The sequence below is a fragment of the Kitasatospora sp. NPDC058184 genome (genome assembly GCF_042883725.1).
GTDB lineage: Bacteria > Actinomycetota > Actinomycetes > Streptomycetales > Streptomycetaceae > Kitasatospora.
The window spans coordinates 357661-384462 of the sequence record NZ_JBHVVE010000001.1 but is presented as its reverse complement, the minus strand read 5'-3'; the positions used below and the strand labels follow the sequence as shown (position 1 = coordinate 384462).

Annotated in this window: 23 protein-coding genes; 18 read left to right on the top strand and 5 right to left on the bottom strand. The window is 72.5% G+C overall.

The window, feature by feature from the left end; all coding sequences use genetic code 11:
• The first annotated feature begins 11 nt into the window (after positions 1–11).
• The 17 genes from ACFVXH_RS01730 to ACFVXH_RS01650 all read left to right on the top strand — a co-directional run bounded on the left by ACFVXH_RS01730 (position 12) and on the right by ACFVXH_RS01650 (position 18830).
• On the top strand, positions 12–464 hold the full coding sequence (locus tag ACFVXH_RS01730) for a Uma2 family endonuclease (protein WP_053111997.1): 453 nt from the start codon (positions 12–14) through the stop codon (positions 462–464).
• 107 nt (positions 465–571) lie between these two features.
• On the top strand, positions 572–1159 hold the full coding sequence (locus tag ACFVXH_RS01725; RefSeq protein WP_074000947.1) for a TIGR02234 family membrane protein: 588 nt from the start codon (positions 572–574) through the stop codon (positions 1157–1159).
• Between the two features lie 156 nt (positions 1160–1315).
• Positions 1316–1579 (top strand): HGxxPAAW family protein, encoded by a 264-nt coding sequence (locus ACFVXH_RS01720; protein WP_049651218.1) that lies wholly within the window; start codon positions 1316–1318, stop codon positions 1577–1579.
• 110 nt (positions 1580–1689) lie between these two features.
• The gene (locus ACFVXH_RS01715) at positions 1690–2139 is read left to right on the top strand and encodes a DUF2752 domain-containing protein (protein WP_049651217.1); all 450 of its coding nucleotides are present in this window, start codon (positions 1690–1692) and stop codon (positions 2137–2139) included.
• A 341-nt stretch (positions 2140–2480) separates the two neighbouring features.
• Positions 2481–3287 carry an indole-3-glycerol phosphate synthase TrpC gene (gene trpC, locus ACFVXH_RS01710; protein WP_049651216.1) on the top strand — a complete coding sequence of 269 codons (807 nt, stop codon included), beginning with the start codon at positions 2481–2483 and terminating at the stop codon, positions 3285–3287.
• Between the two features lie 10 nt (positions 3288–3297).
• Positions 3298–3447 carry a tryptophan biosynthesis modulator TrpM gene (gene trpM / locus ACFVXH_RS01705; RefSeq protein WP_188296911.1) on the top strand — a complete coding sequence of 50 codons (150 nt, stop codon included), beginning with the start codon at positions 3298–3300 and terminating at the stop codon, positions 3445–3447.
• A gap of 53 nt (positions 3448–3500) precedes the next feature.
• Positions 3501–4769 carry a tryptophan synthase subunit beta gene (gene trpB, locus ACFVXH_RS01700; RefSeq protein WP_049651215.1) on the top strand — a complete coding sequence of 423 codons (1269 nt, stop codon included), beginning with the start codon at positions 3501–3503 and terminating at the stop codon, positions 4767–4769.
• A gap of 2 nt (positions 4770–4771) precedes the next feature.
• The gene (trpA, locus tag ACFVXH_RS01695) at positions 4772–5581 is read left to right on the top strand and encodes a tryptophan synthase subunit alpha (RefSeq protein WP_049651221.1); all 810 of its coding nucleotides are present in this window, start codon (positions 4772–4774) and stop codon (positions 5579–5581) included.
• A 260-nt stretch (positions 5582–5841) separates the two neighbouring features.
• The gene (locus ACFVXH_RS01690) at positions 5842–6045 is read left to right on the top strand and encodes a hypothetical protein (protein ID WP_049651214.1); all 204 of its coding nucleotides are present in this window, start codon (positions 5842–5844) and stop codon (positions 6043–6045) included.
• Positions 6046–6173: 128 nt separating this feature from the next.
• On the top strand, positions 6174–6683 hold the full coding sequence (locus ACFVXH_RS01685) for a MauE/DoxX family redox-associated membrane protein (RefSeq protein ID WP_053112044.1): 510 nt from the start codon (positions 6174–6176) through the stop codon (positions 6681–6683).
• Between the two features lie 51 nt (positions 6684–6734).
• Positions 6735–7598: a thioredoxin domain-containing protein gene (locus ACFVXH_RS01680; protein WP_074000950.1), complete on the top strand. Its 864-nt coding sequence runs from the start codon at positions 6735–6737 to the stop codon at positions 7596–7598.
• A 118-nt stretch (positions 7599–7716) separates the two neighbouring features.
• Positions 7717–8775 carry a prolipoprotein diacylglyceryl transferase gene (lgt, locus tag ACFVXH_RS01675; RefSeq protein WP_387819574.1) on the top strand — a complete coding sequence of 353 codons (1059 nt, stop codon included), beginning with the start codon at positions 7717–7719 and terminating at the stop codon, positions 8773–8775.
• A gap of 159 nt (positions 8776–8934) precedes the next feature.
• Positions 8935–9660, top strand: a complete 726-nt coding sequence (locus tag ACFVXH_RS01670; protein WP_107418648.1) for a VIT1/CCC1 transporter family protein — start codon at positions 8935–8937, stop codon at positions 9658–9660.
• A 416-nt stretch (positions 9661–10076) separates the two neighbouring features.
• A complete protein-coding gene (gene gltB, locus ACFVXH_RS01665) occupies positions 10077–14678 on the top strand; it encodes a glutamate synthase large subunit (protein ID WP_387819884.1) in 4602 nt (1533 codons plus the stop codon).
• Positions 14671–16131, top strand: a complete 1461-nt coding sequence (locus tag ACFVXH_RS01660) for a glutamate synthase subunit beta (protein ID WP_049651209.1) — start codon at positions 14671–14673, stop codon at positions 16129–16131. Before gltB ends, ACFVXH_RS01660 begins: the two co-directional genes overlap by 8 nt.
• Before the next feature lie 324 nt (positions 16132–16455).
• A complete protein-coding gene (locus ACFVXH_RS01655) occupies positions 16456–17322 on the top strand; it encodes a helix-turn-helix transcriptional regulator (RefSeq protein WP_074000955.1) in 867 nt (288 codons plus the stop codon).
• 50 nt (positions 17323–17372) lie between these two features.
• Positions 17373–18830 carry an aldehyde dehydrogenase family protein gene (locus ACFVXH_RS01650; RefSeq protein WP_117487397.1) on the top strand — a complete coding sequence of 486 codons (1458 nt, stop codon included), beginning with the start codon at positions 17373–17375 and terminating at the stop codon, positions 18828–18830.
• Between the two features lie 54 nt (positions 18831–18884).
• Here ACFVXH_RS01650 and ACFVXH_RS01645 read toward each other — a convergent pair whose 3' ends face one another.
• From ACFVXH_RS01645 to ACFVXH_RS01625, 5 genes are all read right to left on the bottom strand, one after another.
• Positions 18885–19454, bottom strand: a complete 570-nt coding sequence (locus ACFVXH_RS01645; protein ID WP_387819571.1) for a Uma2 family endonuclease — start codon at positions 19452–19454, stop codon at positions 18885–18887.
• Positions 19455–19528: 74 nt separating this feature from the next.
• Positions 19529–21364 (bottom strand): bifunctional metallophosphatase/5'-nucleotidase, encoded by a 1836-nt coding sequence (locus ACFVXH_RS01640; RefSeq protein ID WP_387819569.1) that lies wholly within the window; start codon positions 21362–21364, stop codon positions 19529–19531.
• Positions 21365–21631: 267 nt separating this feature from the next.
• Entirely contained in the window at positions 21632–22192 is a 561-nt protein-coding gene (locus ACFVXH_RS01635) for a hypothetical protein (protein ID WP_387819567.1), read from the bottom strand.
• Entirely contained in the window at positions 22179–23834 is a 1656-nt protein-coding gene (locus tag ACFVXH_RS01630; RefSeq protein ID WP_387819565.1) for a VWA domain-containing protein, read from the bottom strand. The genes ACFVXH_RS01635 and ACFVXH_RS01630 overlap by 14 nt, the downstream gene beginning before the upstream one ends.
• The gene (locus tag ACFVXH_RS01625) at positions 23831–24919 is read right to left on the bottom strand and encodes a substrate-binding domain-containing protein (protein ID WP_049651552.1); all 1089 of its coding nucleotides are present in this window, start codon (positions 24917–24919) and stop codon (positions 23831–23833) included. Before ACFVXH_RS01625 ends, ACFVXH_RS01630 begins: the two co-directional genes overlap by 4 nt.
• A 334-nt stretch (positions 24920–25253) precedes the next feature.
• Between ACFVXH_RS01625 and pyk the strand changes: the two genes are divergently transcribed.
• Positions 25254–26684: a pyruvate kinase gene (gene pyk / locus ACFVXH_RS01620; protein ID WP_049651553.1), complete on the top strand. Its 1431-nt coding sequence runs from the start codon at positions 25254–25256 to the stop codon at positions 26682–26684.
• The last annotated feature ends 118 nt before the right edge of the window (positions 26685–26802 follow it).

Below are 26802 nucleotides of genomic sequence, written 5' to 3'. Positions count from 1 at the left end.
AGGCGGCCGGGATGCCCGAGGCGCCGTACGACGAGCTGCGCTGGGAGGCCGTTTTCGGGACGGCCTCCCAGATCCGGGAAGGGCTCGCGGGCGCGGGGCGGGTGCTGTCCGGGGTCCTGATCGACTTCCCGGCCGCGCACGGCCCGCTCGCCCCGGACCTGGTGGTGGTCGCCCCCGGCGCCGCCCGCACCGCCCGGGGCCGGTACGGGGCCGCGGACGCCGAGGCGGTGCTGGAGGTGGCGCACCCGGGCCGTGACCACGTCTTCGCGCGGGCCTGCGCGGAGAGCGGCGTGCCGCTGTACGTGGTGGTCGATCCGGCGGCGGCGGTCTGCACCGTGCACACCGCGCCGTCCCCCGAGGGGGTGTACCGGGAGGCGGAGCGGGTGCCGTTCGGCAACGACCTGTTCCTGCCGCTCGGCGGCCGCACGGTGGTGCTGCGGACGGACGGGTTCCCCACGCCGTAACCCACCCCGCCGGCCGCGCCGCCCGCCACCGCGCCGACCGCCCCGCCCGACGGCCCGTTCCCCACCCCGGGTACGGACCCCGGCGTCGGTCGGGGGATAGTGGACGGGTGACCGCTGAGCAGACCCCCGCCCCCGCCGCCCCCAGCCGCCGCACCCTCGGCATCATGCTGCTGCTGACCGTGCTGAGCGCCGTGCTGGTGCTGACCGCGGTCGGGCGGACCTGGGCCGAGGGCCGGGCCGGCACCCTGGACGTGTCCGTCACCGGCGGCAGGATCTCCGAACTGCCCGGCGGGCTGGCCCTGGTGGGCCTCGCCGCGGCCGTCGCGGTGTTCGCGGTGCGCGGCGCCGGCCGGCTGGCGGTCGGCGCGCTGACCCTGCTGGCCGGGCTCGGCGCGGCCGCCGCCTCGGTGGCCGGGGCCGGCGACACCGCCGCGCTGGACGCCGAGGCCGCCCGCAAGCTGGCGCTGACCGGTTCGGCGGCCACCGAGGTCTCGCACACCGCCTGGCCCTGGGTCGCGCTGGTCGGCGGGGTCCTGCTGGCCCTGGCCGGACTGCTCACCCTGCGCTACGGCCGGGGCTGGCCGGCCATGGGCAGCCGCTACGAGGCGCCGACCCGCAAGGCCCCGGCGCGGACCGAGACGCCGGGCGACCTGTGGAAGGCCCTGGACCGGGGCGAGGACCCGACCGCGGTGTGAGCCGCGCGCATGTGACGCGGCCCGCGCGCATGTGACGCGATAGACCCGCCACCCGCTTTGGGCCGTCGGTGTGTGGCCCGGCACAATGGAACCCGTCAACCCGCCGGCGGCCCCGCAGGCCCGGCCGGGCCCCGAGAGCCAAGGAGCACCACTCAGATGGCAGCAGCAGCACACGGCCACACCACCGCCGCCTGGACCGGCGTCGTCATCTCCTTCGTCGGCTTCGGCGTCGCGGGCGTCGCCATGATCCTGCCGTCGGTTCTGCTCGTCTGGGTCGGCCTGGCGGTCATCCTGGCCGGCGGCGTGGTCGGCAAGGCCATGTCCCTCGCGGGCATGGGCAAGCAGCCCAGCGCCAACGTCTACAAGTCGGCCGAGGAGCAGCTCGCGGCCCGTGAGGCCCGCGCCGCCGTCGCCGCCTGACGACGGGCTCGTCGCACCACACGACCACACGTTTGTCGTACATCGGAACGGCGGGCGCGCCACGCCCGCCGTTTCGTCGTGTCCGGGCCCGACCCGGGCAGAATCGGGGCGTGAACGCCGCCCCCACCGCTTCCACCGCCTCCGCCCCGCCGCCCGTGCGGCGCCGGCTGAGCCCGCCGCTGACCGCGCTGGCGGCGGTGGCCGTCCCCGCCGCGTACGTCGCCGTGGTGGACCCGAACACCCCCGGGCACTACCCCGAGTGCCCGTTCCTGACCGCCACCGGCTGGTGGTGCCCCGGCTGCGGGGGGCTGCGCTGCGTCCACGCGCTGAGCCACGGGGACCTCACCGGCGCCCTGCACGACAACGCCGTCGTGGTCCTGCTGTTCGGCGTGCTGGCGGTGCTGTGGCTGCGCTGGGGCTGGGCCGCGCTGACCGGCGGGCCGCCGCCCAGGATCACCGTCGGGGGCCGGCGGTGGGCGCTGATCGCCCTGCTGGTGCTGGTGTTCACAGTGGTGCGCAACTCGGGGGTCGGTGCCGGGCTGGCGCCGCCGCTGGTCTGACCGGGCCGCCTGACCGCCGCGTCCCGGCTGCCGTACCGCGACCCCTGACCGTGGTCCTCGACCGCGCGGCCGCCGCTTCCCGTACGCCCTGACGCCACGTCCCGGCCACCGGTCGCGGCCGGCTCGGAGAGCGTCCGAAAACCGGTGCGAAGACCGTCCGAAAACCGGTGCACGCCCGGTGAAGCCGCAGCTGGGGACCGCCGGAGCGGGAGTCCGGTCCGCGAGACGCGGTTCGAACCGGTGCGCCCCCCGCCCCCGGGTGCCGATACCATCGAAGAGTCGGTGGGCTGTCGCCCGCCGGCTCACGCCGGCCAACTGGCAGAAAAGATGGGGGCTCCTGAGTGAGTGTGCTCGACTCGATCATCGAAGGGGTCCGCGAGGACCTCGCCGAGCGGCAGGCCCGGGTCTCCCTGGACGAGCTCAAGGCGCTGGCCGCCAAGGCTCCGGAGGCCAAGGACGGCGTCGCCGCCCTCCGGGGCGACGGGGTCCGGGTGATCTGCGAGGTGAAGCGCTCCAGCCCGTCCAAGGGCGCCCTGGCCTCGATCGCCGATCCGGCCGCCCTGGCGGTGGACTACGCGGCCGGCGGTGCCGCCGCGATCAGCGTGCTGACCGAGCAGCGCCGCTTCGGCGGTTCGCTGGCCGACCTGGACGCCGTCCGCGCCGCGGTGGACACCCCGCTGCTGCGCAAGGACTTCATCGTCACCGCCTACCAGCTGTGGGAGGCCCGTGCGCACGGCGCCGACCTCGCGCTGCTGATCGTCGCGGCCCTCGACCAGCCGGCCCTGGTGTCGCTGATCGAGCGCGCCGAGTCGATCGGCCTCACCCCGCTGGTCGAGGTGCACGACGAGGAGGAGATCAAGCGCGCGGTGGACGCCGGCGCCCGGATCATCGGCGTCAACGCCCGCAACCTGAAGACGCTCGAGGTGGACCGCAACACCTTCGAGAACGTCGCCCACGCCATCCCGGACGGCATCGTCAAGATCGCCGAGTCCGGTGTGCGCGGCCCGCTGGACGTGATCAACTACGCCAACCTCGGCGCCGACGCGGTGCTGGTCGGCGAGTCGCTGGTGACCGGCAAGGACCCGCGCGCCGCGGTCGCCGACCTGGTCGCCGCCGGGGCCCACCCCGCCGTCCGGCACAAGGACTGACCCCCACCCCATGAAGATCGCCGCCCGACTCGCCCCCGGTTGCCGCCCGCGCGGCTGCCGCGCGCCCGCACGCCGGGTGCTGGGGCGTCGGGTGCGGTACGTCATCGGGTGCGAGCCCGGGCAGGTGCCGGGACGGCGATGGCGCGTGACGTCCGGCTGAAGCCCAGCCGGGAAGACGTCGTTGTCGTCCATCTCCGTTCAAGGGAAACCACCATGTCCGAAAAGGACTACCTGCCCGGCGCCCAGGTGCCGGACGCGCGCGGCTACTTCGGCGCGTACGGCGGCCGCTTCATCCCCGAGGCGCTGGTCGCCGCGGTCGAGCAGGTCGCCGAGGAGTACGAGAAGGCCAAGACCGACCCGGCCTTCACCGCCGAGCTCGACGCGCTGCTCAAGGACTACACCGGGCGCCCGAGCCCGCTGACCGACGTGCACCGCTTCTCCGCCGAGGCGGGCGGCGCGCGCATCCTGCTCAAGCGCGAGGACCTCAACCACACCGGCTCGCACAAGATCAACAACGTGCTGGGCCAGGCGCTGCTCACCAAGCGGATGGGCAAGACCCGGATCATCGCCGAGACCGGCGCCGGCCAGCACGGCGTGGCCACCGCGACCGCCTGCGCGCTGTTCGGCTTCGACTGCACCATCTACATGGGCGAGGTCGACACCCAGCGCCAGGCGCTCAACGTCGCCCGGATGCGGATGCTCGGCGCCGAGGTGGTGGCCGTCAAGTCCGGCAGCCGGACGCTCAAGGACGCCATCAACGAGGCGTTCCGGGACTGGGTCGCCAACGTCGACTCCACCCACTACCTGTTCGGCACCGTCGCCGGGCCGCACCCCTTCCCGATGATGGTCCGGGACTTCCACCGGGTCATCGGCGTCGAGGCGCGGCAGCAGGTGCTCGACCGGACCGGCCGGCTGCCCGACGCCGTCGTGGCCTGCGTCGGCGGCGGCTCCAACGCGATGGGGATCTTCCACGAGTTCATCCCGGACGCCGGGGTGCGGCTGATCGGCTGCGAGGCGGCCGGCGAGGGCGCCGAGACGCCCCGGCACGCGGCCACCCTCACCAAGGGGGACCCGGGCGTGCTGCACGGCTCCCGGACGTACGTCCTCCAGGACGAGGACGGGCAGACCATCGAGTCGCACTCGATCTCGGCCGGGCTGGACTACCCGGGCGTCGGGCCGGAGCACGCCTGGCTGAAGGACACCGGGCGCGCCGAGTACCGTCCGGTCACCGACGACGCCGCGATGCAGGCGTTGCGGCTGCTGTCCCGCACCGAGGGGATCATCCCGGCCATCGAGAGCGCCCACGCGCTCGCCGGGGCGCTGGAGCTGGGGCGCGAGCTCGGGCCGGAGGCGACCATCCTGGTCTCGCTGTCGGGACGCGGGGACAAGGACATGCACACCGCGGCCGAGTACTTCGGGCTGTACGACGAGCCGGGGGCCGGGTCCGCCGGGTCGGCCGACTCCGCCGAGGGGGGTAAGTGATCATGGCTTCCAAGCTGAGCGACATCCTGGCCGCGGCCAAGGCCGAGGACCGGGCCGCGCTGATCGGGTACCTGCCGGCCGGGTTCCCGACCGTGGACGGCGGCATCCGGGCGGTCAACGCGCTGATCGAGGGCGGCTGCGACGTGGTCGAGGTCGGGCTGCCGCACTCCGACCCGGTGCTGGACGGCGCCGTCATCCAGACCGCCGACGACATCGCGCTGCGGGGCGGCGTGCGGATCAAGGACGTGCTGCGCACCGTCCAGGAGGCCGCCTCCGCGCACCCCGCGGCGGCGGTGCTGGTGATGACGTACTGGAACCCGGTCGACCGCTACGGGGTGGCGCGGTTCGCCGCCGACCTGGCGGCCGCGGGCGGGGCCGGCTGCATCCTGCCGGACCTGCCGGTGGAGGAGTCCGAGGAGTGGCGCAAGGCGGCGGACGAGCACGGTCTGGACACCGTGTTCGTGGTCGCCCCCAGCAGCAAGGACGCGCGGCTGGCGGAGGTCACGGCGGCGGGCAGCGGGTTCGTGTACGCGGCCGCGGTGATGGGCGTGACCGGGACGCGGTCGGCCGTCGGCTCGATGGCCGAGGACCTGGTCGCCCGGACCCGGGCCACCACCGACCTGCCCGTCTGCGTCGGGCTCGGGGTCTCGGACGCGGTGCAGGCGGCGGAGGTCGCCCGGTTCGCGGACGGGGTCATCGTGGGGTCGGCGTTCGTGAAACGGATCCTGGCCGCGGGCGAGGACGAGGAAGCGGCGCTGGACGCGGTGCGGGCCCTGGCCGGGGAACTGGCCTCGGGCGTGCGGCGGAGCTGACGCGCGGTAGGACCATCAGGCCGGCGGCCCTCCACCCCTCGGGAGTGGGGGGCCGCCGGTCTTTCGTGGGTGTGTTTCCGGGGCCGCGCTCCTGAGGGGCGCGGCCCCGGGCGCGCGGCATTTGCCGTGCGCGCCGACCGGAGTGCGGACCCGAACGGGTGAACAAGGGGTGGGGACACGCATCAGGCGGGGTTGGCGGACGTTGAGTGGAGGGAGGAGTGCACGAACGGTTGCCGGGGCGAGCGGGAAGGGGTGAGCCGGTGCGGAGTGTCCAGCGGGCCGTCCTGCTGCGGGCGGCGGCGGCCGTGGTGGTGCTCGTCGGCGCGGTCGGGGTGCACGTGGAGGTGGGCCACGCGTTGGCGAAGCGGGGCGCCGAGCGGGCGGAGCGGGAGGCGGTGGCGTGCGCGGAGGCGGCCCGGCACCCCGACCTGTTCGAGGCGGGGTGGTTGGCGGGGTGCCGCTGACGCACGGGTGTTCGGACTGTTCGGACGGAACGTCACTCATCCGGCGTCATTCCCGACCGCGGAGAAACCCCCCTCCGCCCCCGACGGTTCCTCAGGGAGTGAACGAGTTTCCCGAGGGGGGTTCCCTGATGACCGCGCAGCCCGGTGGCTCCGCGCCCACGCCGACGGCGGGGCGGCCGGTGCCGGCCTGGAGCGAGTGGCTCGGCACGGTCGTCCGGCTCGGCCTCGCGGTGGTCTGGGGGTGGGCCGGGCTGGCGAAGATCTCCGACCCGGCGGAGGCCGCGCAGGCCGTCCGGGCCTACGAGATCCTCCCCGAGGGCCTGGTCAAGCCGATCGGCTACGGCCTGCCGTTCCTGGAGCTGGCGCTGGCCCTGCTGCTGGTGGTGGGCCTCGGCGTCCGGCTGGTGGCCGGGGTCTCCGCGCTCCTGCTGCTGGCCTTCATCGCCGGGATCGCCTCCGCCTGGGCGCGCGGCATCTCGATCGACTGCGGCTGCTTCGGCGGCGGTGGGCACGTCGACGCGTCCCAGACGGAGTACCTCCAGGAGATCCTGCGCGACACCGGGTTCCTGCTGCTGGCCGGGTGGCTGCTGTGGCGGCCCCGCACCCGGCTGTCGGCGGACGGCTGGCTGGCGAGCTGACCCCCACATCCCTGCACCCCGACGAAGGCCCCGACCGTGGATGTCAACGCAATGAGCGAGAAGAACCGAGAAGGCAAGCGCACCGCCCGTGAGCGGATGCTGGAGCAGCGGGCGGCCGACGAGGCCTCCTCCCGGCGCAAGAAGAAGCTGATCGTGGGCGGCTCCGTGCTCGCGGTGATCGCCGCCGCGGTGATCGTCGGCGTCGTGGTGCAGAACCAGCGCTCCAAGCCGGAGACGCCGGTCGCCGCCCCGGCCGGGACGATCGGCGACAAGAACCTGGTCATCCCGGTCGGCGCCGACAACGCGCCCTCCGTCCTCACCGTCTACGAGGACCCGCGCTGCCCCGCCTGCGGCACCTTCGAGCGCGAGTTCTCGTCGACCATCGACCAGCTGGAGGACGCCGGGAAGATCTACACGAACTACCACATCGTGTCGTTCATCGACCGGGCCGTGGCGGGCAAGGGCTCCCGGAACGGCGCCAACGCGCTGGGCTGCGCCCAGGACGCCGGGCACTTCCGGGACTTCCACGACGTGCTGTACCGCAACCAGCCGGACGAGACCAACGACGCCTTCGGCGACAAGGCCGTGCTGCTCGGCCTGGCCAAGCAGGTCAACGGCCTGGACACGCCCGCGTTCCAGTCCTGCGTCAAGGACAGCAGGTTCGGCGGCTGGGTGTCCGCGGTGCAGCAGGACTTCGACAAGTCCAGCTTCAAGTCCACGCCGACGGTGCTGCTCAACGGCCAGCCGGTCTACCCGAAGAACGGCAGCGAGGAGATCACCCCGGCGAACCTGGCGAAGTGGGTGGACGCCGCGAACCAGGGCAAGCAGCTGGGCACGGCGGGTTCGCACGGGCAGACCCCGGCGCCGACCGGCACCGCCTCGGAGGCCAACAACCCGTCGCCGACGGCCGGCTGAGCCCGCCGGGCCGCGCCGCCCCTCCCCGTCCGGAGGCGGCGGCGCGGCCCGTTGTTCGGTTTCTGTGACCCCAAGGGTGTCCGAGCGGGCCTTCGGACCCTGTAGCGTCGGAACTGCCATGGATATCGCCTACATTCCCAGCCCGTCGCGGGGCGTCCTGTACCTCGGACCGATCCCGCTGCGCGCCTACGCCTTCTGCATCATCCTCGGTGTCGTCGTGGCCGTCTGGCTCGGCAGCAAGCGCTGGGTCGCCCGGGGTGGTGCCAAGCACACCGTCGGCGACATCGCCGTGTGGGCCGTGCCGTTCGGCCTGGTCGGCGGCCGCCTCTACCACGTGATCACCGACGGCGGCCGCCTGTACTTCGCCGAGGGGAAGAACCCCTGGGACGCCCTCAAGATCTGGGAGGGCGGCCTCGGCATCTGGGGCGCCGTCGCGCTGGGCGCGGTCGGCGCCTGGATCGGCGCCCGCCGCCGGGGCGTGCCGCTGCCCGCGTACGCCGACGCCATCGCGCCGGGCATCGCCCTCGCGCAGGCGCTGGGCCGCTGGGGCAACTACTTCAACCAGGAGCTGTACGGCCGGTCGACCACCCTGCCGTGGGGCCTGGAGATCGACAAGACGCTGCCCAACGGCGAGGTCGTGAAGGGCGTCTACCAGCCGACCTTCCTGTACGAGTCGCTGTGGTGCGTCGGTGTCGCGCTGCTGGTGATCTGGGCGGACCGCCGCTTCACGCTGGGCCACGGCCGGGCGTTCGCGCTGTACGTGGCCGCGTACACGGTGGGCCGGTTCTGGATCGAGTGGCTGCGGATCGACGACGCGCACGTCTACTTCGGCCTGCGGCTGAACGACTGGGTGTCCATCGCGGTGTTCGTGGGCGCGGTGGCGTACTTCGTGATCGTGGGCAGGAAGCGCCCCGGGCGGGAGGACCCGGCGAGCATCGATCCGGCCGCGCAGGAGGAGCGGGACGCCGCGGCGGAGGCCGCCGCGACGGGCGGTGCCGCGACGGAGGCCGCCCGGGGCGAGGGCAAGGGCGGCAAGAAGGCCGAGAAGTCCGACGAGAAGGCCGGGAAGGCCGAGGAGAAGGCCGACGGGAAGCCGGTTCTGCGGAAGCCGGCCGGGCCCGTGGACGGGAAGCCGGCCGCCGAGACGGCCGGCGAGGACGTCAAGAACCCGATCTGACCTGGGAGTTCCCCCGGCTGAGGCCACCCTTCGCGAGGCTCGCGAAGGGTGGCCTCAGTGGTGTTCGGACAGCCTTACTTTGCTGGAAATGCCCAGGTCAGACGGGCTACGTTCAGGGCTGACGAACGACGACGGAGGGGAACGACGATGAGTGCGACCATGATGGAGGCCGACGCCGGGCACCAGCCCCGGATACCCGCGGCGGACCACCACCGGGACGTCAACGGCGGCTGGCTGCGGCCGGCCGTGTTCGGCGCGGTGGACGGGCTGGTGTCCAACTTCGCGCTGATGACCGGCGTGGTCGGCGGGGCGGCGTCCAACGGGACGGTGATCCTGACCGGGCTGGCGGGCCTGGCGGCCGGTGCCTGCTCGATGGCGGCGGGGGAGTACACCTCGGTGGCCTCGCAGCGGGAGCTGGTGCAGGCCGAGATCGAGGCCGAGCGGCTGGAGCTGAGCCGCAACCCGCACGGGGAGCTGGCCGAGCTGGCCCAGCTGTACGTCTCGCGCGGGGTGGACCCGGAGCTGGCCCACGAGGTGGCCCGGCAGCTGTCCGCGGACCCGGAGCTGGCCCTGGAGGTGCACGCCCGCGAGGAGCTGGGCGTCGACCCGACCGACCTGCCCTCGCCGCTGGTGGCGGCCGGCTCGTCGTTCCTGTGCTTCGCGCTCGGTGCGCTGCTGCCGCTGCTGCCGTACCTGCTGGGGGCGACCGCGCTGCTGCCGGCGATGCTGCTGGCGGGGGCCGGGCTGTTCCTGTGCGGCGCGGTGGTGGCCCGGGTGACGGCGCGCAGCTGGTGGTTCAGCGGGCTGCGGCAGCTGGTGCTGGGCGGCGCGGCGGCCGGGGTGACCTACCTGCTCGGGTGGCTGATCGGCGGCCATCTGGGGTGACCATGGCGTGCATGGTTATGCTGGTGAGTGGGTGACGTTTCACACATGGGCCTCGGGCGGCGCCTGGCAGTGTCTCACCATCCGGGCCTCCGAGCCGCGGATTCGCATCCGCGGACGGGCTCCCGGGATGGATTCCCAGGCGTCCATGATCGGCTTCTGTGGCGGCCCGGTTTCGCCCCTGTTTCAGGCGGTGGACGGTTGGGCACAATCGTCGGGACGTGCACTGTGGCACGTCCTCTCACACGCCCCCCGACCTGCGCGCCGTCCCGCCATGTGGACGGGATATTCCGCTTCTCGGGATCGTGGGCATCATGTAACTCGCACGACACCGCACCATCGCATCAGGGCCAACGTCGTCCCTCCTTGCACCACCTTGCCGAAAGACGACGACGGGAGAGCCGATGCTGTCTGCATCCATGCACTCCGCCAACGAGCCCCAGGCCGGCGCCGCCCGCCAGCCGTACGCGCTCGTGCCGGATGCGCGACCTGCTGCCCAGGGCCTGTACGACCCGCGGAACGAGCACGACGCCTGTGGCGTCGGTTTCGTCGCCACGCTGACGGGCATCGCCGACCACACCATCGTCGAGCAGGCGCTGAACGTCCTGCGCAACCTGGAGCACCGCGGCGCCACCGGCGCCGAGCCGGACTCCGGCGACGGCGCCGGCATCCTGACCCAGGTCCCGGACGCCTTCCTGCGCGGGAAGGTCCCCTTCGAGCTCCCGGCGGCCGGCTCCTACGCCGTCGGCATCGCCTTCCTCCCCGAGGACGACGAGAAGGACGCCGCCGCCGTCGCGCGGATCGAGGCGATCGCGGCCGAGGAGGGCACGACCGTCCTCGGCTGGCGCGACGTCCCCGTCACCCCGGACCTGCTCGGCGCCACCGCGCGCAGCGTGATGCCGCGGTTCCGGCAGCTCTTCCTGGCGAAGGACGGCACGGCCGGCATCGAGCTCGACCGGACCGCCTTCGTGGTCCGCAAGCGGGCCGAGCGCGAGGCCGGGGTGTACTTCCCGTCGCTGTCCGCGCGCACCATCGTCTACAAGGGCATGCTGACCACCGGCCAGCTGGAGCCCTTCTTCCCCGACCTGTCGGACCGCGGCTACGCGTCCGCGATCGGCCTGGTGCACTCGCGGTTCTCCACCAACACCTTCCCGAGCTGGCCGCTCGCCCACCCGTACCGCTTTGTCGCCCACAACGGCGAGATCAACACGGTCAAGGGCAACCGCAACTGGATGCACGCCCGGGAGTCGCAGCTCGCGACCGACCTCATCCCCGCCAACAGCAAGGGCCAGGGCCTGGAGCGGATCTTCCCGATCTGCACGCCGGAGCACTCCGACTCCGCCTCCTTCGACGAGGTCCTGGAGCTGCTCCACCTCGGCGGCCGCTCGCTGCCGCACTCGGTGCTGATGATGATCCCGGAGGCGTGGGAGAACCACGCCACCATGAGCCCGGACCGCCGCGCCTTCTACCAGTACCACTCCAACCTGATGGAGCCCTGGGACGGCCCGGCCTGCGTCACCTTCACCGACGGCAACCAGATCGGCGCCGTGCTCGACCGCAACGGCCTGCGCCCGGCCCGGTACTGGATCACCGAGGACGGCCTGGTCGTCCTCTCCTCCGAGGTCGGCGTCCTCGACATCGAGCAGGAGAAGGTCGTCCGGAAGGGCCGCCTCCAGCCCGGCCGGATGTTCCTGGTGGACACCGCCGAGGGCCGGATCGTCCCGGACGAGGAGGTCAAGTCCGCCCTCGCCGCCGAGCACCCCTACCAGGAATGGGTCGACGGCGGGCAGATCCAGCTCGCCAAGCTGCCCGAGCGCGAGCACATCTTCCACACCCACGCCTCCGTCACCCGCCGCCAGCAGACCTTCGGCTACACCGAGGAGGAGCTGCGGGTCATCCTCGCGCCGATGGCGCGCACCGGCGCCGAGGCGCTCGGCTCGATGGGCACCGACTCGCCGATCGCCGCGCTGAGCGAGAAGCCGCGCCTGCTGTTCGACTACTTCGTGCAGCTCTTCGCGCAGGTCACCAACCCGCCGCTGGACGCCATCCGCGAGGAGCTCGTCACCTCGCTGCTGTCCAACCTCGGCCCGGAGGGCAACCTGCTGGCCGCCGAGGCCGCGTCCTGCCGCTCGGTCGGGATCACCTTCCCCGTGATCGACAACGACGAGCTCGCCAAGCTCGTCCACATCAACGCCGACGGCGACCAGCCCGGCCTGAAGGCCGTCACGCTCTCCGGCCTCTACAAGGTCGCCTCCGGCGGCGAGGGCCTGGCCTCCCGGCTCGCCGAGATCGCCGCCGAGGCCGACGCGGCGATCGCCGACGGCGCCCGGATCGTCGTGCTCTCCGACCGGCACTCCGACGCCGAGCACGCGCCGATCCCCTCGCTGCTGCTCACCTCGGCCGTGCACCACCACCTGATCCGCACCAAGCAGCGCACCCGGGTGTCGCTGCTGGTCGAGGCGGGCGACGTCCGCGAGGTGCACCACGTCGCGCTGCTGATCGGCTACGGCGCCGGGGCGGTCAACCCGTACCTGGCGATGGAGTCCGTCGAGGACCTGGTCGCCCAGGGCGTGTTCATCGAGGGCGTCGAGCCCGAGAAGGCGATCCGCAACCTGATCAAGGCGCTCGGCAAGGGCGTGCTCAAGGTCATGTCCAAGATGGGCATCTCGACCGTCGCCTCCTACCGCGGCGCCCAGGTCTTCGAGGCCATCGGCCTCTCCCAGGACCTCGTCGACGGCTACTTCTCCGGCACCACCACCAAGCTCGGCGGCATCGGCCTGGAGGAGATCGCCCGCGAGACCGCCGCCCGGCACGCCAAGGCGTACCCGGCCTCCGGCATCCCGGCCGCGCACCGCGCGCTGGAGATCGGCGGCGAGTACCAGTGGCGCCGCGAGGGCGAGCCGCACCTGTTCGACCCGGACACCGTCTTCCGCCTCCAGCACGCCACCCGCAACCGCCGGTACGACATCTTCAAGCAGTACACGGACCGGGTGAACGAGCAGTCCGAGCGGCTGATGACGCTGCGCGGCCTGTTCCGGCTGAACGGCCTGGAGCGGGAGCCGATCCCGGTCGAGGAGGTCGAGCCGGTCTCCGCGATCGTCCGGCGCTTCTCCACCGGCGCCATGTCGTACGGCTCGATCTCCCGCGAGGCGCACGAGACCCTGGCCATCGCGATGAACCGCCTCGGCGGCAAGTCCAACACCGGCGAGGGCGGCGAGGACCCGGACCGCCTGTACGACCCGGAGCGCCGCTCGGCGATCAAGCAGGTCGCCTCCGGCCGGTTCGGCGTCACCTCCGAGTACCTCGTCAACGCCGACGACATCCAGATCAAGATGGCCCAGGGCGCCAAGCCCGGCGAGGGCGGCCAGCTGCCCGGCCACAAGGTCTACCCGTGGGTCGCCCGGACCCGGCACTCCACCCCGGGCGTCGGCCTGATCTCGCCGCCGCCGCACCACGACATCTACTCGATCGAGGACCTGGCGCAGCTGATCCACGACCTCAAGAACGCCAACCCGGCGGCCCGCATCCACGTGAAGCTGGTCTCCGAGGTCGGCGTCGGCACGGTCGCGGCCGGCGTGTCCAAGGCGCACGCCGACGTCGTCCTGGTCTCCGGGCACGACGGCGGGACGGGCGCCTCGCCGCTCACCTCGCTGAAGCACGCGGGCGGCCCCTGGGAGCTCGGCCTCGCCGAGACCCAGCAGACCCTGCTGCTCAACGGGCTGCGCGACCGCATCGTCGTCCAGACCGACGGCCAGCTGAAGACCGGCCGCGACGTGGTCATCGCCGCGCTGCTCGGCGCCGAGGAGTTCGGCTTCGCGACCGCCCCGCTGGTGGTCTCCGGCTGCATCATGATGCGGGTCTGCCACCTGGACACCTGCCCGGTCGGCGTCGCCACCCAGAACCCGGTGCTGCGCGAGCGGTTCTCCGGCAAGCCCGAGTTCGTGGTCAACTTCTTCGAGTTCATCGCCGAGGAGGTCCGGGAGATCCTGGCCTCGCTGGGCTTCCGCTCGATCGAGGAGGCCGTCGGCCGCGCCGAGCACATCGACGCCCGGGCCGCGATCGACCACTGGAAGGCCGCCGGGCTGGACCTCGCCCCGCTGTTCCACGTGCCGGCGCTGCCCGAGGGAGCCGCCCGCCACCGCACCACCACCCAGGACCACGCGCTGGACAAGGCCCTGGACAACCAGCTGATCACCCTCGCCGAGGACGCGCTGGAGCGCGGCGAGACCGTCCGGATCCAGCTGCCGATCCGCAACGTCAACCGCACCGTCGGCACCATGCTCGGCCACGAGGTGACCAAGCGGTACCGGGGCGAGGGCCTGCCGGAGGGGACCATCGACGTCACCTTCACCGGCTCCGCCGGGCAGTCCTTCGGCGCGTTCCTGCCGCGCGGCGTGACCCTGCGGCTGGAGGGCGACGCCAACGACTACGTCGGCAAGGGCCTCTCCGGCGGCGTGGTGATCGTCCGCCCGGCCCGCGAGGCGGCCGCCATCGGCAACGACGCGCAGAACCACGTCATCGCCGGCAACACCATCGGCTACGGTGCCACCGCGGGCCGCGTCCACCTGCGCGGCAAGGCCGGCGAGCGCTTCGCCGTCCGCAACTCCGGGGCCACCCTGGTGGTCGAGGGCGTCGGCGACCACGGCCTGGAGTACATGACCGGCGGCCGGGTCGTCGTCCTCGGCGAGACCGGGCGCAACCTCGCGGCGGGCATGTCCGGCGGCATCGCGTACGTCCTGGACCTGCGCCCCGCGAACGTCAACGACGGCATGGTGGGCATCGAGGCCCCCACCGCCGCCGACCGCGACTGGCTGCGCGAGACCGTGCAGCAGCACTACGAGGAGACCGGCTCCACCGTCGCCGCCGAGCTCCTGGCGGACTGGGGCAGCGGGGTCTCCCGCTTCTCCAAGATCATGCCGACCGACTACAAGGCAGTGCTCGCCGCCAAGGACGCCGCTGAGCGCGATGGCCTCTCCGAGGCCGAGACCACTCGCAAGATGATGGAGGCGGCTAATGGCTGACCCCAAGGGCTTCCTGACCACGCCCAAGCAGCTGGCCGAGCGCCGCCCCGTGGACGTCCGTCTGCGGGACTGGAACGAGGTCTACGTCGAGCGCAGCCTCCTGCCGATCATCACCAAGCAGGCCGGCCGCTGCATGGACTGCGGCATCCCGTTCTGCCACAACGGCTGCCCGCTCGGGAACCTCATCCCCGAGTGGAACGACCTGGCCTACCGGGACGACTTCGTCGGCGCGATCGAGCGGCTGCACGCCACCAACAACTTCCCGGAGTTCACCGGCCGTCTGTGCCCGGCCCCGTGCGAGTCCGCGTGCGTCCTCGGCATCAACCAGGACGCGGTGACCATCAAGAACGTCGAGGTCACCATCATCGACAAGGCCTGGGACCGCGGCGGGGTCACCCCGCAGGTCCCGGAGCGGCTCTCCGGCAAGACCGTCGCCGTCGTCGGCTCCGGCCCGGCCGGCCTCGCCGCCGCCCAGCAGCTCACCCGCGCCGGGCACACCGTCGTCGTGTACGAGCGGGCCGACCGGATCGGCGGACTGCTGCGCTACGGCATCCCCGAGTTCAAGATGGAGAAGCGCCACATCAACCGCCGCATCGAGCAGATGCGGGCGGAGGGCACCCGGTTCCGCACCGGCGTGCACGTCGGCGAGGACATCACCGGGCAGCAGCTGCGCGAGCGCTTCGACGCCGTGGTCGTCGCGGCCGGCGCCACCACCGCCCGCGACCTGCCGGTGCCCGGGCGCGAGCTCAAGGGCGTCCACCAGGCCATGGAGTACCTGCCGCTGGCCAACAAGGTGCAGGAGGGCGACTTCGTGGAGTCCCCGATCAGCGCCAAGGGCAAGCACGTGGTCGTGATCGGCGGCGGCGACACCGGCGCGGACTGCGTCGGCACCGCCCACCGGCAGGGGGCGGCCTCCGTCACCCAGCTGGAGATCATGCCGCGGCCCGGCGAGGACCGGCCCGGGCACCAGCCGTGGCCGACCATGCCGATGACGTACAAGGTCACCTCCGCGCACGAGGAGGGCGGCGAGCGGATCTACTCGGTCAGCACCACCCACTTCAGCGGCGACGAGGACGGCAACGTCCAGGAGCTGCACCTCGTCGAGGTGGAGTTCAGGGACGGCCGCTTCGAGCAGGTCCCCGGCACCGAGCGGGCCATCCCGGCCCAGCTGGTCACCCTGGCCATGGGCTTCACCGGGACGGACGTGCGCAACGGGCTGGTCGAGCAGCTGGGAGCGGACCTCGACGCGCGCGGTAACATTGCCCGCGATGGCCGGTTCGCCACCAATGTCGATGGCGTGTACGTCTGCGGAGACGCCGGCCGTGGCCAGTCGCTGATCGTCTGGGCCATCGCGGAAGGCCGCTCGGCCGCCGCGGCGGTGGACAAGTACCTCGGCGGCAAGACCCCGCTTCCCGCGCCGATCCGGCCCACCGACCGCCCCCTGGTGGTCTGACGGGCCCCGGACGCTCCGACCGGCCCACCCCGAACCCCCGGCGCCGCATCGCCGGGAGCTCAACCCGCTGCCCCCGTCAGAGTCGCCGGGCCAACGCGGTCTCCTGGCGCCTGCCCTCTTCCCCGACCAGTTGGAGGGCGGGCGCCGTCGCGTACCCCCGCGGCGGCCCCTGAGCCCTCCCCGGGCCGCGGCAACTCTCGGACAAACGGCCGGAGTTGTTCGGCGCCCGGCGGGTTCCGGGACAGTGGGCTGTTGTTCGTCGGTGCCAGGTGGCAGACTGCGGCCGACGGCCGGGGGGCTGGGCGAGCGCGGAGGATGACGTCGATGGGCACGACTCAGGCAGGCGGGGGCGCCACGGTACGGCGCCTGCTGCTCGGTACCCAGCTGCGCAAGCTCCGCGAGGCCAGAGGCGTCAGCCGGGAGGAGGCCGGGTACTCGATCCGGGCCTCCGAGTCCAAGATCAGCCGCATGGAGCTCGGCCGGGTCGGCTTCAAGGAGCGCGACGTCGCCGACCTGCTCACCCTGTACGGGGTCGAGGTCGAACAGGAGCGGGCCACCGTCCTCGGACTGCTGCGCGACGCCAACGCCAGCTCCTGGTGGCACGAGTACGGGGACGTCCTGCCCGGCTGGTTCCAGAACTACCTGGGACTGGAGGAGGCCGCGGCCGAGATCCGCAGCTACGAGGTCCAGTTCGTCCACGGGCTGCTCCAGACCGCCGACTACGCCCGGGCCGTGGTCACCGCCGGCTGCCACACCACCGGGCCGGAGGAGATCGAGCGCCGGGTCGACGTACGGCTCAAGCGGCAGGCGGTGCTGACCGGCGAGCGGGCGCCGCGGCTGGTCGCGGTACTGGACGAGGCCGCGCTGCGCCGGCCCTGGGGCGGTGCGGAGCTGATGCGCGGCCAGCTGGACCGGCTGCTGGAGTTGAGCGAACTGCCCAACGTCCGGCTCCAGGTGCTGCCGCTGGGCAACGCCGGGCTGAGCGCCGAGAGCGGCGCGTTCACCGTCCTGGGCTTCGCCGAGGCCGAACTGTCGGACGTGGTGTACCTGGAGCAGTTCACCACCGCGCTCTACCTCGACAAGCCCGCCGAGGTGGCCGAGTACCGGCACGCGATGGACGACCTGGTCGCCGACAGCCTGAGCCCGGCACTGACCCGCGACCTGCTCCATTCCGTGCGCCAGGAACTGTAAGACGTCAGTACGATGATCCCCCATCAGGTCGGGTGCATGAGAGGGATCAGATGTCGTACTTCTCCGAGTTGGCCCTGCAGTACATCGATGGTGAGTGGCGCAGCGGCAGCGGCTCCTGGGACATCGTCGACGTCGACCCCTACACCGGCGACAAGCTCGCCACCATCACCGTCGCCACCGTCGCCGAGGTCGACCTGGCCTACCGCGCCGCCGAGCGAGCCCAGAAGCAGTGGGCCGCCACCAACCCCTACCAGCGGCGGACGGTCTTCGAGCGCGCGCTGCGGCTGCTGGAGGAGTGGGAGCCGGAGATCGTCCAGGCGATCATGGCGGAACTCGGCGGCACCGCGCTGAAGGCGGGCTTCGAACTGTCGCTGGTCAAGGACGTCCTGCGGGACTGCCTGCACCAGTCGGTGGCCCCCGAGGGCCGGCTGCTGACCTCGCCCGCCCAGGGCCGGGAGAACCGCCTCTACCGGCTGCCGGTCGGCGTGGTCGGCGTGATCAGCCCGTTCAACTTCCCGCTGTTCCTGGCGCTCAAGGCCGTCGCCCCGGCGCTCGCGCTCGGCAACGGCGTCGTCCTCAAGCCGCACCAGGAGACCCCGGTGGTCGGCGGCGGGCTGATCGCCAAGCTCTTCGAGGACGCGGGGCTCCCGCCCGGCCTGCTGAACGTGGTGATCACCGACATCGCCGAGATCGGCGACAGCTTCCTGGAGCACCCGGTGCCCAAGGTGATCTCCTTCACCGGCTCCGACAAGGTCGGCCGGCACGTCGCCACCGTCGCCGCCGGGCACTTCAAGCGCACCGTCCTGGAACTCGGCGGCAACAGCGCGCTGATCGTGCTGGACGACGCCGACGTGGACCACGCCGTGGACGCCGCGGTGTTCAGCCGCTTCGTCCACCAGGGGCAGGTCTGCATGGCCGCCAACCGGGTGCTGGTGGACCGGTCCGTCGAGGCCGAGTTCACCGAGAAGTTCGTCGCCAAGGTCGCCTCGCTCACCGTCGGCGACCCGCGGGACCCGGCCACCCACATCGGCCCGCTGATCAACCCCGTCCAGGCCGACGGCCTGCGCGCCCAGGTCGACCAGGCCGTCGCGGCCGGCGCCACCGCGCTGCTGCGCGGCGACACGGTCGGCAGCCTGATGGAGCCGGTGGTCCTCACCGGCCTCGCCGAGGACGCGCCGATCCTGCGGACCGAACTCTTCGGCCCGGTCGTCCTGCTGGTGCCCTTCGACGGCGAGGACGAGGCCGTCCGGCTCGCCAACGCCACGCCCTTCGGCCTCAGCGGCGCGGTGCACACCGGGAACACCGAGCGCGGCGTGAAGCTCGCCCAGCGGATCGAGACCGGCATGATCCACGTCAACGGCGGCACCATAGCCGACGAGCCGGGCGTGCCCTTCGGCGGCGAGAAGAACTCCGGCGTCGGCCGCCTCAACGGCGAGTCCACGGTGGACGCCTTCACCACCCTGAAGTGGATCTCCGTCCAGCACGAGCGCGCGGTCTTCCCCTTCTGACCCGCGGTTCGGACGCGAGGGCCTCCCGGCGGCTGCCGCCGGGAGGCCCTCGCGTCAGGCGGGGTAGCGGAGCAGGGCGTCGGTGGCGAGCTCGAAGCCGAAGGGGGCCGGGAGCGGGACCGGGTCGCCGAACTTGCCGTTCCAGCGCCAGCGGTAGCCGCTGTCGGACGGCTCGGCGTAGAGCGTCAGGTCGCCCTCGCGCGGGTCGATCAGCAGGTACAGCGGGATGGCCATCAGTGGGTAGTCGCGGACCTTGCCGACCAGGTCGTTCTCCGGGTTCGACGGGGAGACGATCTCCACCGCGATGGCCGCCTGCTCGGCGGGGACCTGGTTGCCGCCCTCCTCCAGCGCCGAGAGGGGGATGTAGGTCAGGTCGGGGTTGCGGAGCTTGCCGACGTTCGGGGAGGCGAGGTCGGTGTTCTCGCTCGGCATCAGGTCGGTGGGCTCGTGGGCCTCGAACTGCCTGCGGATGAGCAGCAGGTTGCGCTGGTGGATCACCGAGGGGCCGGCCGTCATGATGATCTCGTCGCCGGAGATCTCGATCTTCCACCCGGCCGGAGGCGTCAGGCTCTCCGCGTAGGCCAGCAGCCTCGCGTGGCGCTCGGGGACCTGGAACTCGCTCATGGCGCCATTCTTCCACCGGGCAGGCCGAAAGGCCGTCGCCGGACGGGGCGACGGCCTTTCGATCGGGGCGTCGGTCAGAAGACCGGCTGGCCGGCGCGGACCAGGCGCCAGGAGTCGGTGAAGAAGTCGGCGGGGTCGATGACGCCCTTGGCCTTCACCCACGCGATCATGGTGTTGCGGATCTCGTCGGAGTTCGCCCAGACCACCTTGGCCTTGGCGACGTGCGGGAAGTTGCCGCCGCCGTTGGCGCGGTAGTTGTTGACGGCCAGGACGAACTCGGCGGCCGGGTCGATCGGCTTGCCCTGGAAGGACAGGTTGACGATCCGCGAGCCCTTCGGCTGGGCGATGTCGATGTCGTAGCTCAGGCCGTAGAGCGAGTCGTAGTTGTAGTCCGGGGTGGCCTCGGCGCCGGTCAGCTTGTCCTTGTCGACCGGGGCGCCCGGGGCGAGCTGGTTGTAGTACTTGACCGAGTACTCCAGGTAGTCCTTGAGCTGGGCGCCCGTCAGGATGCGGGCCTCCAGGGTGTTCTCGTAGATGTAGAGGCCCGCGGCGTCGCGCAGCTTCACCTGGCCGGACGGGATCAGGGCGGTGCGGTTGAACGGGGCGGCCTGGGCCAGCACCGGGAGGTTGGCGTACTGCCCGCCCGCCAGCGCGGCCTTGACGGCGTCGGCCTGGACCCGGCCGATCAGGTCGATGATCGGGGTGGCCTTGAAGGGGGCGTCGGCGATCGACAGCGCGATCTTGCTGGTGCCGATGTTCTGGTTGACGTACGCGACGACCTTCTTGTGCTGCCCGGCGATCGCGTCGGTGATCTCCGGGTTCTCCGGCACGGTGTTGGAGTTCAGCAGCCGGGAGGAGACCGAGGCGACCTTCCAGGCGCCGCCGGTGAACTCGACCTCGAAGTCGAAGCAGGTCAGCCGCTGGCCGTAGCAGAGCGGCTCGGAGAGGACGACCGTGCGGCCGGTCTTCTTGTTGACGACCAGGCGCTGCGGGACCTCCTTGTGGGCGTGGCCCACCAGTACCGCGTCGATGTCCGGGACGGTCTCCGCCAGCGCGACCGAGACGTTCTCGGCCCACGGCAGCTGGTCGCCCCAGGTGGTCGCCTCGTCGCAGCCGGAGTGCGCCGAGACCACGATGACGTCCGCGCCCGCGGCCTTCATCTTCGGCACCCAGGTGGCGGCGGTCTCCACGATGCCCGGGAAGACCATCTTGCCGCTGACGTTGGCCTTGTCCCAGATCGCGATGCCCGGGTTGGTCAGGCCGAGGATGCCGACCCGCACCGGACGGCCGCCGCCCAGGCGCAGCTCCTTGATCACGTACGGCTTGAAGGCCGGCTTCTCGTTCTTCGCGTTCAGCGCGTTGGCGCCCAGCAACGGGAACTCCAGCTGCTCCTCGTAGGCCTTCAGGAGCGGGATGCCGTAGTTGAACTCGTGGTTGCCGAGCGCGGCGGCGTCGTACTCCATGAGGTTCATGGCGACGGCCATCGGGTGGTCCGGCACGGTGTTGGCCTCGGTGTCGATCGACTCGATCCGGGCGTAGTAGTAGGACAGCTGGGTGCCCTGGATGGTGTCGCCGGAGTCGATGAGCAGGCAGCGGTCCCAGCCCTTCTCCTCGCGCACCTGGTTGGCCAGCGTGGAGATCTTGGCGAGGCCGACCGCGTTGTGGGCCTTGTCGGTGTACTCGGCGTCGGTGAAGTAGTCCCAGTTGAGCACCCGGCCGTGCAGGTCGGTGGTGCCCATGACGGTGAAGGCCTGCGTGCGCGGCTTGCGCTGCTGGCCCTTGGCGGCCGCCGCGTCCGGCTGGGCGGCCGCGGCGGAGGGGGCGGCGGCCAGGGCGGCACCGCCGGCCAGGGCTGCGCCGGCGGCGGTGGCGGCGGACCGGGTGACGAAGTCACGGCGGTTCAGGGTCATGGACGACTCTCCCGAGTGGGACGACGGCGGATGGACCGTCAACTGGTGTTCGTGAACAAAAGTGTGCGTGCACGCGTCGACGCGCGTAGAGGGACGCGCGTAGAAGTGTGCCGTGCGAGCCGGGGTGCTGAATAGCCCCCTGACCTGTCCAGGAGGTGAGATCTTGGCGACTCGTTCGTGACGGGCGTGGGGGAGACGTGGGGTGGTACGGAGGCGCGGAGGCCTGAGGGGCGGAGGTGCGAAGGGCGCGGGCCGGCCGACGCCCGGTCAGGCCAGCTCGCCCGCCAACCGGTCGACCTCGCGGCCCAGCTGGACCGCCGGGTCCGGATCGTCCGGCCCCGCCCAGGGCTGCCAGGTCCGCGCCCGCAGGTAGCCGGCCACCGCGACCGGCAGCCGGTCCCGGACGATCCGCTCCGCCACCGGGCCCGGGCCGGCCGCGCGCAGCGCCGCCAGCAGGCCGTCCACCCCGGCGGAGGGCGGCAGCGGCACGGTGTCCAGGTAGGCGGCCAGCGCCACCAGCTCCGGGTCGGGCGCGGGGGCGGGCTCCGGTGCGGGGACCGGCTCCGGCTTGGGGGCCGGAGGAGCGGAGACCTCGGGCGGCAGCGGCTGCGGCTCCGGCCGCGGCGGGAGCGGCGGCCGGGGCTTCGGGGCGGGCGTCAGCAGCGCGCCCACCCCGTACAGTCCCGCCACGACCCCCGGCCACCAGACCCCGCCCAGCCCGGCGAAGTGCAGCCCCAGGCCGACCGCGCCGCCCGCGCAGCCGACCAGGTTGCGGGCCGACTCCAGGTAGCGCAGCGCCCGGGGGCCGAACCCGTTACTGGTAGCCACGGATCTCCTCGAACACCCCGTCCAGCGAGCCCGTCCCGTCGAACAGCTTGCCGCCGCTCAGGTCCGCGATCCCCTGGAGCTGGTTCACCGCCGCCTCCCCGAACCTGATCGGGAACACCGGGATCGCCTTCTCCCCGGCCGGCAGCGCGTCGTGGAAGCGCTTGAAGTCGCCGTCCGTCGCACCGGCGTTGCTCTCCCCGTCGGTCATCAGCACGATCGAGGTGAACCGGTCGTCGCCGGCCGCGGCCTGCTGGCGCTCGATCACCCGGTACGCCTCCTCCAGCGAGGAGTACACCGCCGTCCCGCCGGAGGCGGCCAGCGACTGCACGTCCGCGTCGATCGAGGCCAGCTCCGCCTCCGGGCCCGGACTGCCGCCGGTGGCCGGCACCACGTGGGTCCTGGTCCACTTCACCGCGGAGGCGAAGGAGAGCAGCGTGATCTCCTCGCGGTCCCGGAAGCGGCGCACCCCGCGGGTGTCGTCCGACCCGGTCAGCCGGCCCAGCGCGCTCTTCAGCGCGGCGATCCGCGAGCCCTCCATCGAGCCCGAGGTGTCCAGCACGTACACCGTCCGGGACGGGCGGCGCAGCTCGTTCTGGTACGAGGCCAGCAGGCCGTCCGCGACCGCCCTGGTGCCCGGGAACGGCAGCTCCCGGCGGCGGTCCGCGGGCAGCCCGGCGGCCGGGGCCGCGCCCGCCGTCACCGGGCGGCGCAGCGTCACCTCGGAGATGCGTTTCTGCACGTCCTCCTTGAGCAGGTACGCGGTCAGCCGCTGGAAGGAGTCGCGCTGCTCCTGCGCGGCGGAGGACATCAGCGAGAGCGGGTAGTCCGCCGACACCACGCCGTCCACCGGCCGCACCACGGTCAGCTGCTGCTGCGGCGACAGCGTCCGGTTCAGCGACAGCAGCACCGACTCGTAGTTCACCAGCGCGCCCACCACGCCCGACTCGGCCCGGGTGTACGCCTGCGCCAGCCAGCCGGACGAACCCGAGGTCAGCTTCTGGCCCTTGAAGAACTCCTTCAGCTGCGGGGCGGCCTTCTGCACGTCCGCGTCGGTCAGCGCAGCGCCCGCGCCGGAGAAGGCCGAGGCCACCGCGACGAGGGTGGAGAAGCCCGAGTTGGAGCGGGACGGGTCGGCCATCCCGTACGGCAGCTTGCCGGCCGAGGCCGCGGCGCCGACCTGCGCCCAGGTGACCTTCGAGCCGTCGCCCCAGCCGAGTTCGCCGAGCGCCGAGGAGCGCACGCCGATCGCCACCGGCGACACCATCACCGGGGTCTCCGAGACCAGCTTGGACTTCCCGGCCGGATCGAGCCGCAGGTACTGGTTGGACGGGAACCACACGGCGTCGTACTTGCCGTCGGCCCGGCCCGAGGCGACGGTGTCCGCGCCGTCCAGGGTGCCCGTCCAGGAGAACTGCACGGTCACCCCGGTGGCCTTCCGGGCGTCCTCCAGGACCGGTGCCAGGTCCTGGAGTTCACTGCCGGCCAGGACGCGCAGCACCCCGGGGCGGGCCGTCTCGGCGGGCGGGTCGGTGGGCTTCGGGGCGGGGTCGCCGCCGCCGGTGGAGGTGCAGGCGGTGGCCGCGGCGAGCACGGCGGCCAGCGCGGCCGTGAGCCAGCCGCGGCGTTTCGTCGGGTTGGTCACTTGGTCCCCTTCGCCGCGGCGGTCAGCTTCTGCAGGTTGTCCAGCGAGGGCAGGGTCGCCTGCTTGATCCTGGCGGCGGTCAGATCGGGTGCGAAGGTCGGTTTCTTTTCCCGCATCAGGTTCGCGAAGGCCTCCGGCTTGGCCTGCGGCCGCAGGCCGAACCGGGCCTCCAGGTTGCGCAGCACCTCGTCGTTCTGGAGGACGTCGGCGAGCTTGCGGCCGCTGTCGGTGTGGGCCACGAGGGTGTGGTCCGAGTAGACCGTGGTGTCCGGGTACAGCACCACCATGTCCCCGGTCGGCTTGTTCTGCAGCGCCAGGGTGGCGGCCTGCGACTCGTACGCGAAGATCAGCGGGTTGCCGATCCCCGCGCCGAAGTCCCGGAACGGCTCGTCGCTGCTGCTCTTCTGGATGCCCTGCAGCGCGTTCGCGGTGTGCAGGACGTCCTTGACGGCGGCGACGCCGGCGTCGTCCGACACCACCTGGTGGTTGTTGGCGACGTAGGAGAGCAGCGCGAGGTACATCGCGCCGGAGGACGAACTCTCCGGGTCGGTGGTGGTCACGAAGAGCTGGCCGGACAGCTCGGGGTGCTTGTCGGCGCCGGACAGGCCCTCCCATCTGCGGCCGCCCTTCAGGGCGTTGACGTACTCGTCCATCCGGAAGGTCCAGACGCCGCTGACGGGGTCCAGCTCGGCCAGCTTGTTGTTCTGCAGGACCTCGGCCACCGACGGGTGGGCCACGATCACCAGCGGCGAGTAGAACGGCACCAGCGGGGAGTCCTGCAGCTTCCAGATGCGCTGGATCTCCCGGGCCGGTGCCGCGCTCGCCGGGAAGGCGAAGTCCAGCCCCGGGGTCTTGGCCGCCTGGTCGCTCATCGTCCAGGAGCCGGTCGAGTCCGCCCGGACCAGCAGGCCCTGCTTGGCCAACTCGGCCTTGACCTCGTCGTTCTCGAAGAAGGCGCGCTTCTCCGAGCCGATCAGGCCGGTGACGGTGACCGTCTTGGTGTCCGGTCCGTTGTGGTCGATCAGCGCGTAGCCGACCCCGCCCAGCAGGACCAGGGCCGCGACCACCCCCAGTGCGCGTCGCATACCGAACGCCTCCCCCTCGCCCGCTCCTTCGTCCGGGTGGTGGCCCGGACGCCCGGGCCGCGACCCGGGGGTGACGAGCGTCCCGCCGGGCGGGGAGCGGGGGCGGAAGCGGCGATGAACCAGGGGTGAACAGGCCTTCACGGAATCGCATCGGCATCGCGGCGGCGGGCGGCGCGGGAGGCGTGCGGAGGGAGCGCGGGAGGGGCGTGGGGAAGGGTGTTCGCACAGCGGTCCGAGGATGTGTCAGATTGTTCAACTCGCCTTACGGCAACGGTCATCCCGCAGTCCGGACCCGCGTCGAGGTTACGCGTCGGTAATGCCTAGTCTCAGCACTATGCGCCGAGCAAAAATCGTCTGTACCCTCGGGCCCGCCACCGACTCGTACGACCAGATCAAATCCCTGGTCGACGCCGGGATGGACATCGCCCGACTGAACCTCAGCCACGGCCTGCACGCCGAGCACGAGGAACGCTACCGCCGCGTCCGCAAGGCCGCCGACGAGACCGGCCGCAGCGTCGGCGTCCTCGTCGACCTTCAAGGCCCGAAGATCCGGCTCGACACCTTCGCCCACGGGCCGGTACTTCTCGAACGCGGCGACGAGTTCACCATCTCCACCGACAAGGACGTCGTGGGGGACAAGGACCGCTGCGGAACCACCTACTCCGGGCTCGCCGGGGACGTCGGCCGCGGGGAGCGCATCCTGGTCGACGACGGCCGGGTCACCCTGGAGGTCGTCGCCGTCGACGGGCCGCACGTACGGTGCCTCGTCATCGAAGGCGGCCTGGTCTCCGACCACAAGGGCCTCAACCTCCCCGGCGTCTCCGTCTCCGTCCCCGCACTCAGCGACAAGGACGTCGCCGACCTGCGGTGGGCACTGCGGACCGGGGCCGACCTCATCGCGCTCTCGTTCGTCCGCAGCGGACGGGACATCGAGGACGTCCACCGGATCATGGCGGAGGAGGGGCGGCACGTCCCGGTCATCGCCAAGATCGAGAAGCCGCAGGCGGTGGACAACCTGGAGTCCGTCGTCGACGCCTTCGACGGGATCATGGTGGCCCGCGGCGACCTGGGCGTGGAGATGCCCCTCGAACAGGTCCCGCTGGTCCAGAAGCGCGCCATCAAGCTCGCCCGCCGCAACGCCAAGCCGGTCATCGTCGCCACCCAGATGCTCGACTCGATGATCAACACCTCCCGGCCGACCCGCGCCGAGGCCTCCGACGTCGCCAACGCCGTCCTCGACGGGACGGACGCGGTGATGCTCTCCGGCGAGACCTCCGTCGGCAAGTACCCCGTCGAGACGGTCAAGACCATGGCCCGGATCGTCGAGGCCGCCGAGAACGACATCCTGGCCGCCGGCCTCCCGCCGCTCACCACCGGCAACAAGCCGCGCACCCAGGGCGGCGCCGTCGCCCGCGCGGCCGCCGAGATCGGCGACTTCCTGCACGCCAAGTACCTGATCGCCTTCACCCAGTCCGGCGACACCGCCCGCCGGCTCACCCGCTACCGCTCGCCCATCCCCGTCCTCGCCTTCACCTACGAACCGGCCGTACGCAGCCAACTCGCCCTCACCTGGGGCGTGGAGACCTTCCTCGGCCCGTTCGCCCCGACCACCGACCAGATGGTCGAACAGGTCGACGCGGCCCTCCTCTCCCTCGGCCGCTGCCAGAAGGGCGACATCGTCGTCATCACCGCCGGCTCACCCCCCGGCCTGGCCGGCTCCACCAACCTCGTCCGCGTCCACCACGTGGGGACGCTGGACGCCTGAGGCCCCTCGGCGGCGCGGCCCCCCCGGGGCCCCCCCCCCGGGGGGGATTGGGGCGCTGCGGGGGGGCCACAGGGGGGCCGACAACCCGCGGGGCGGCGGGTCCGTAGTGGGCCCGGGT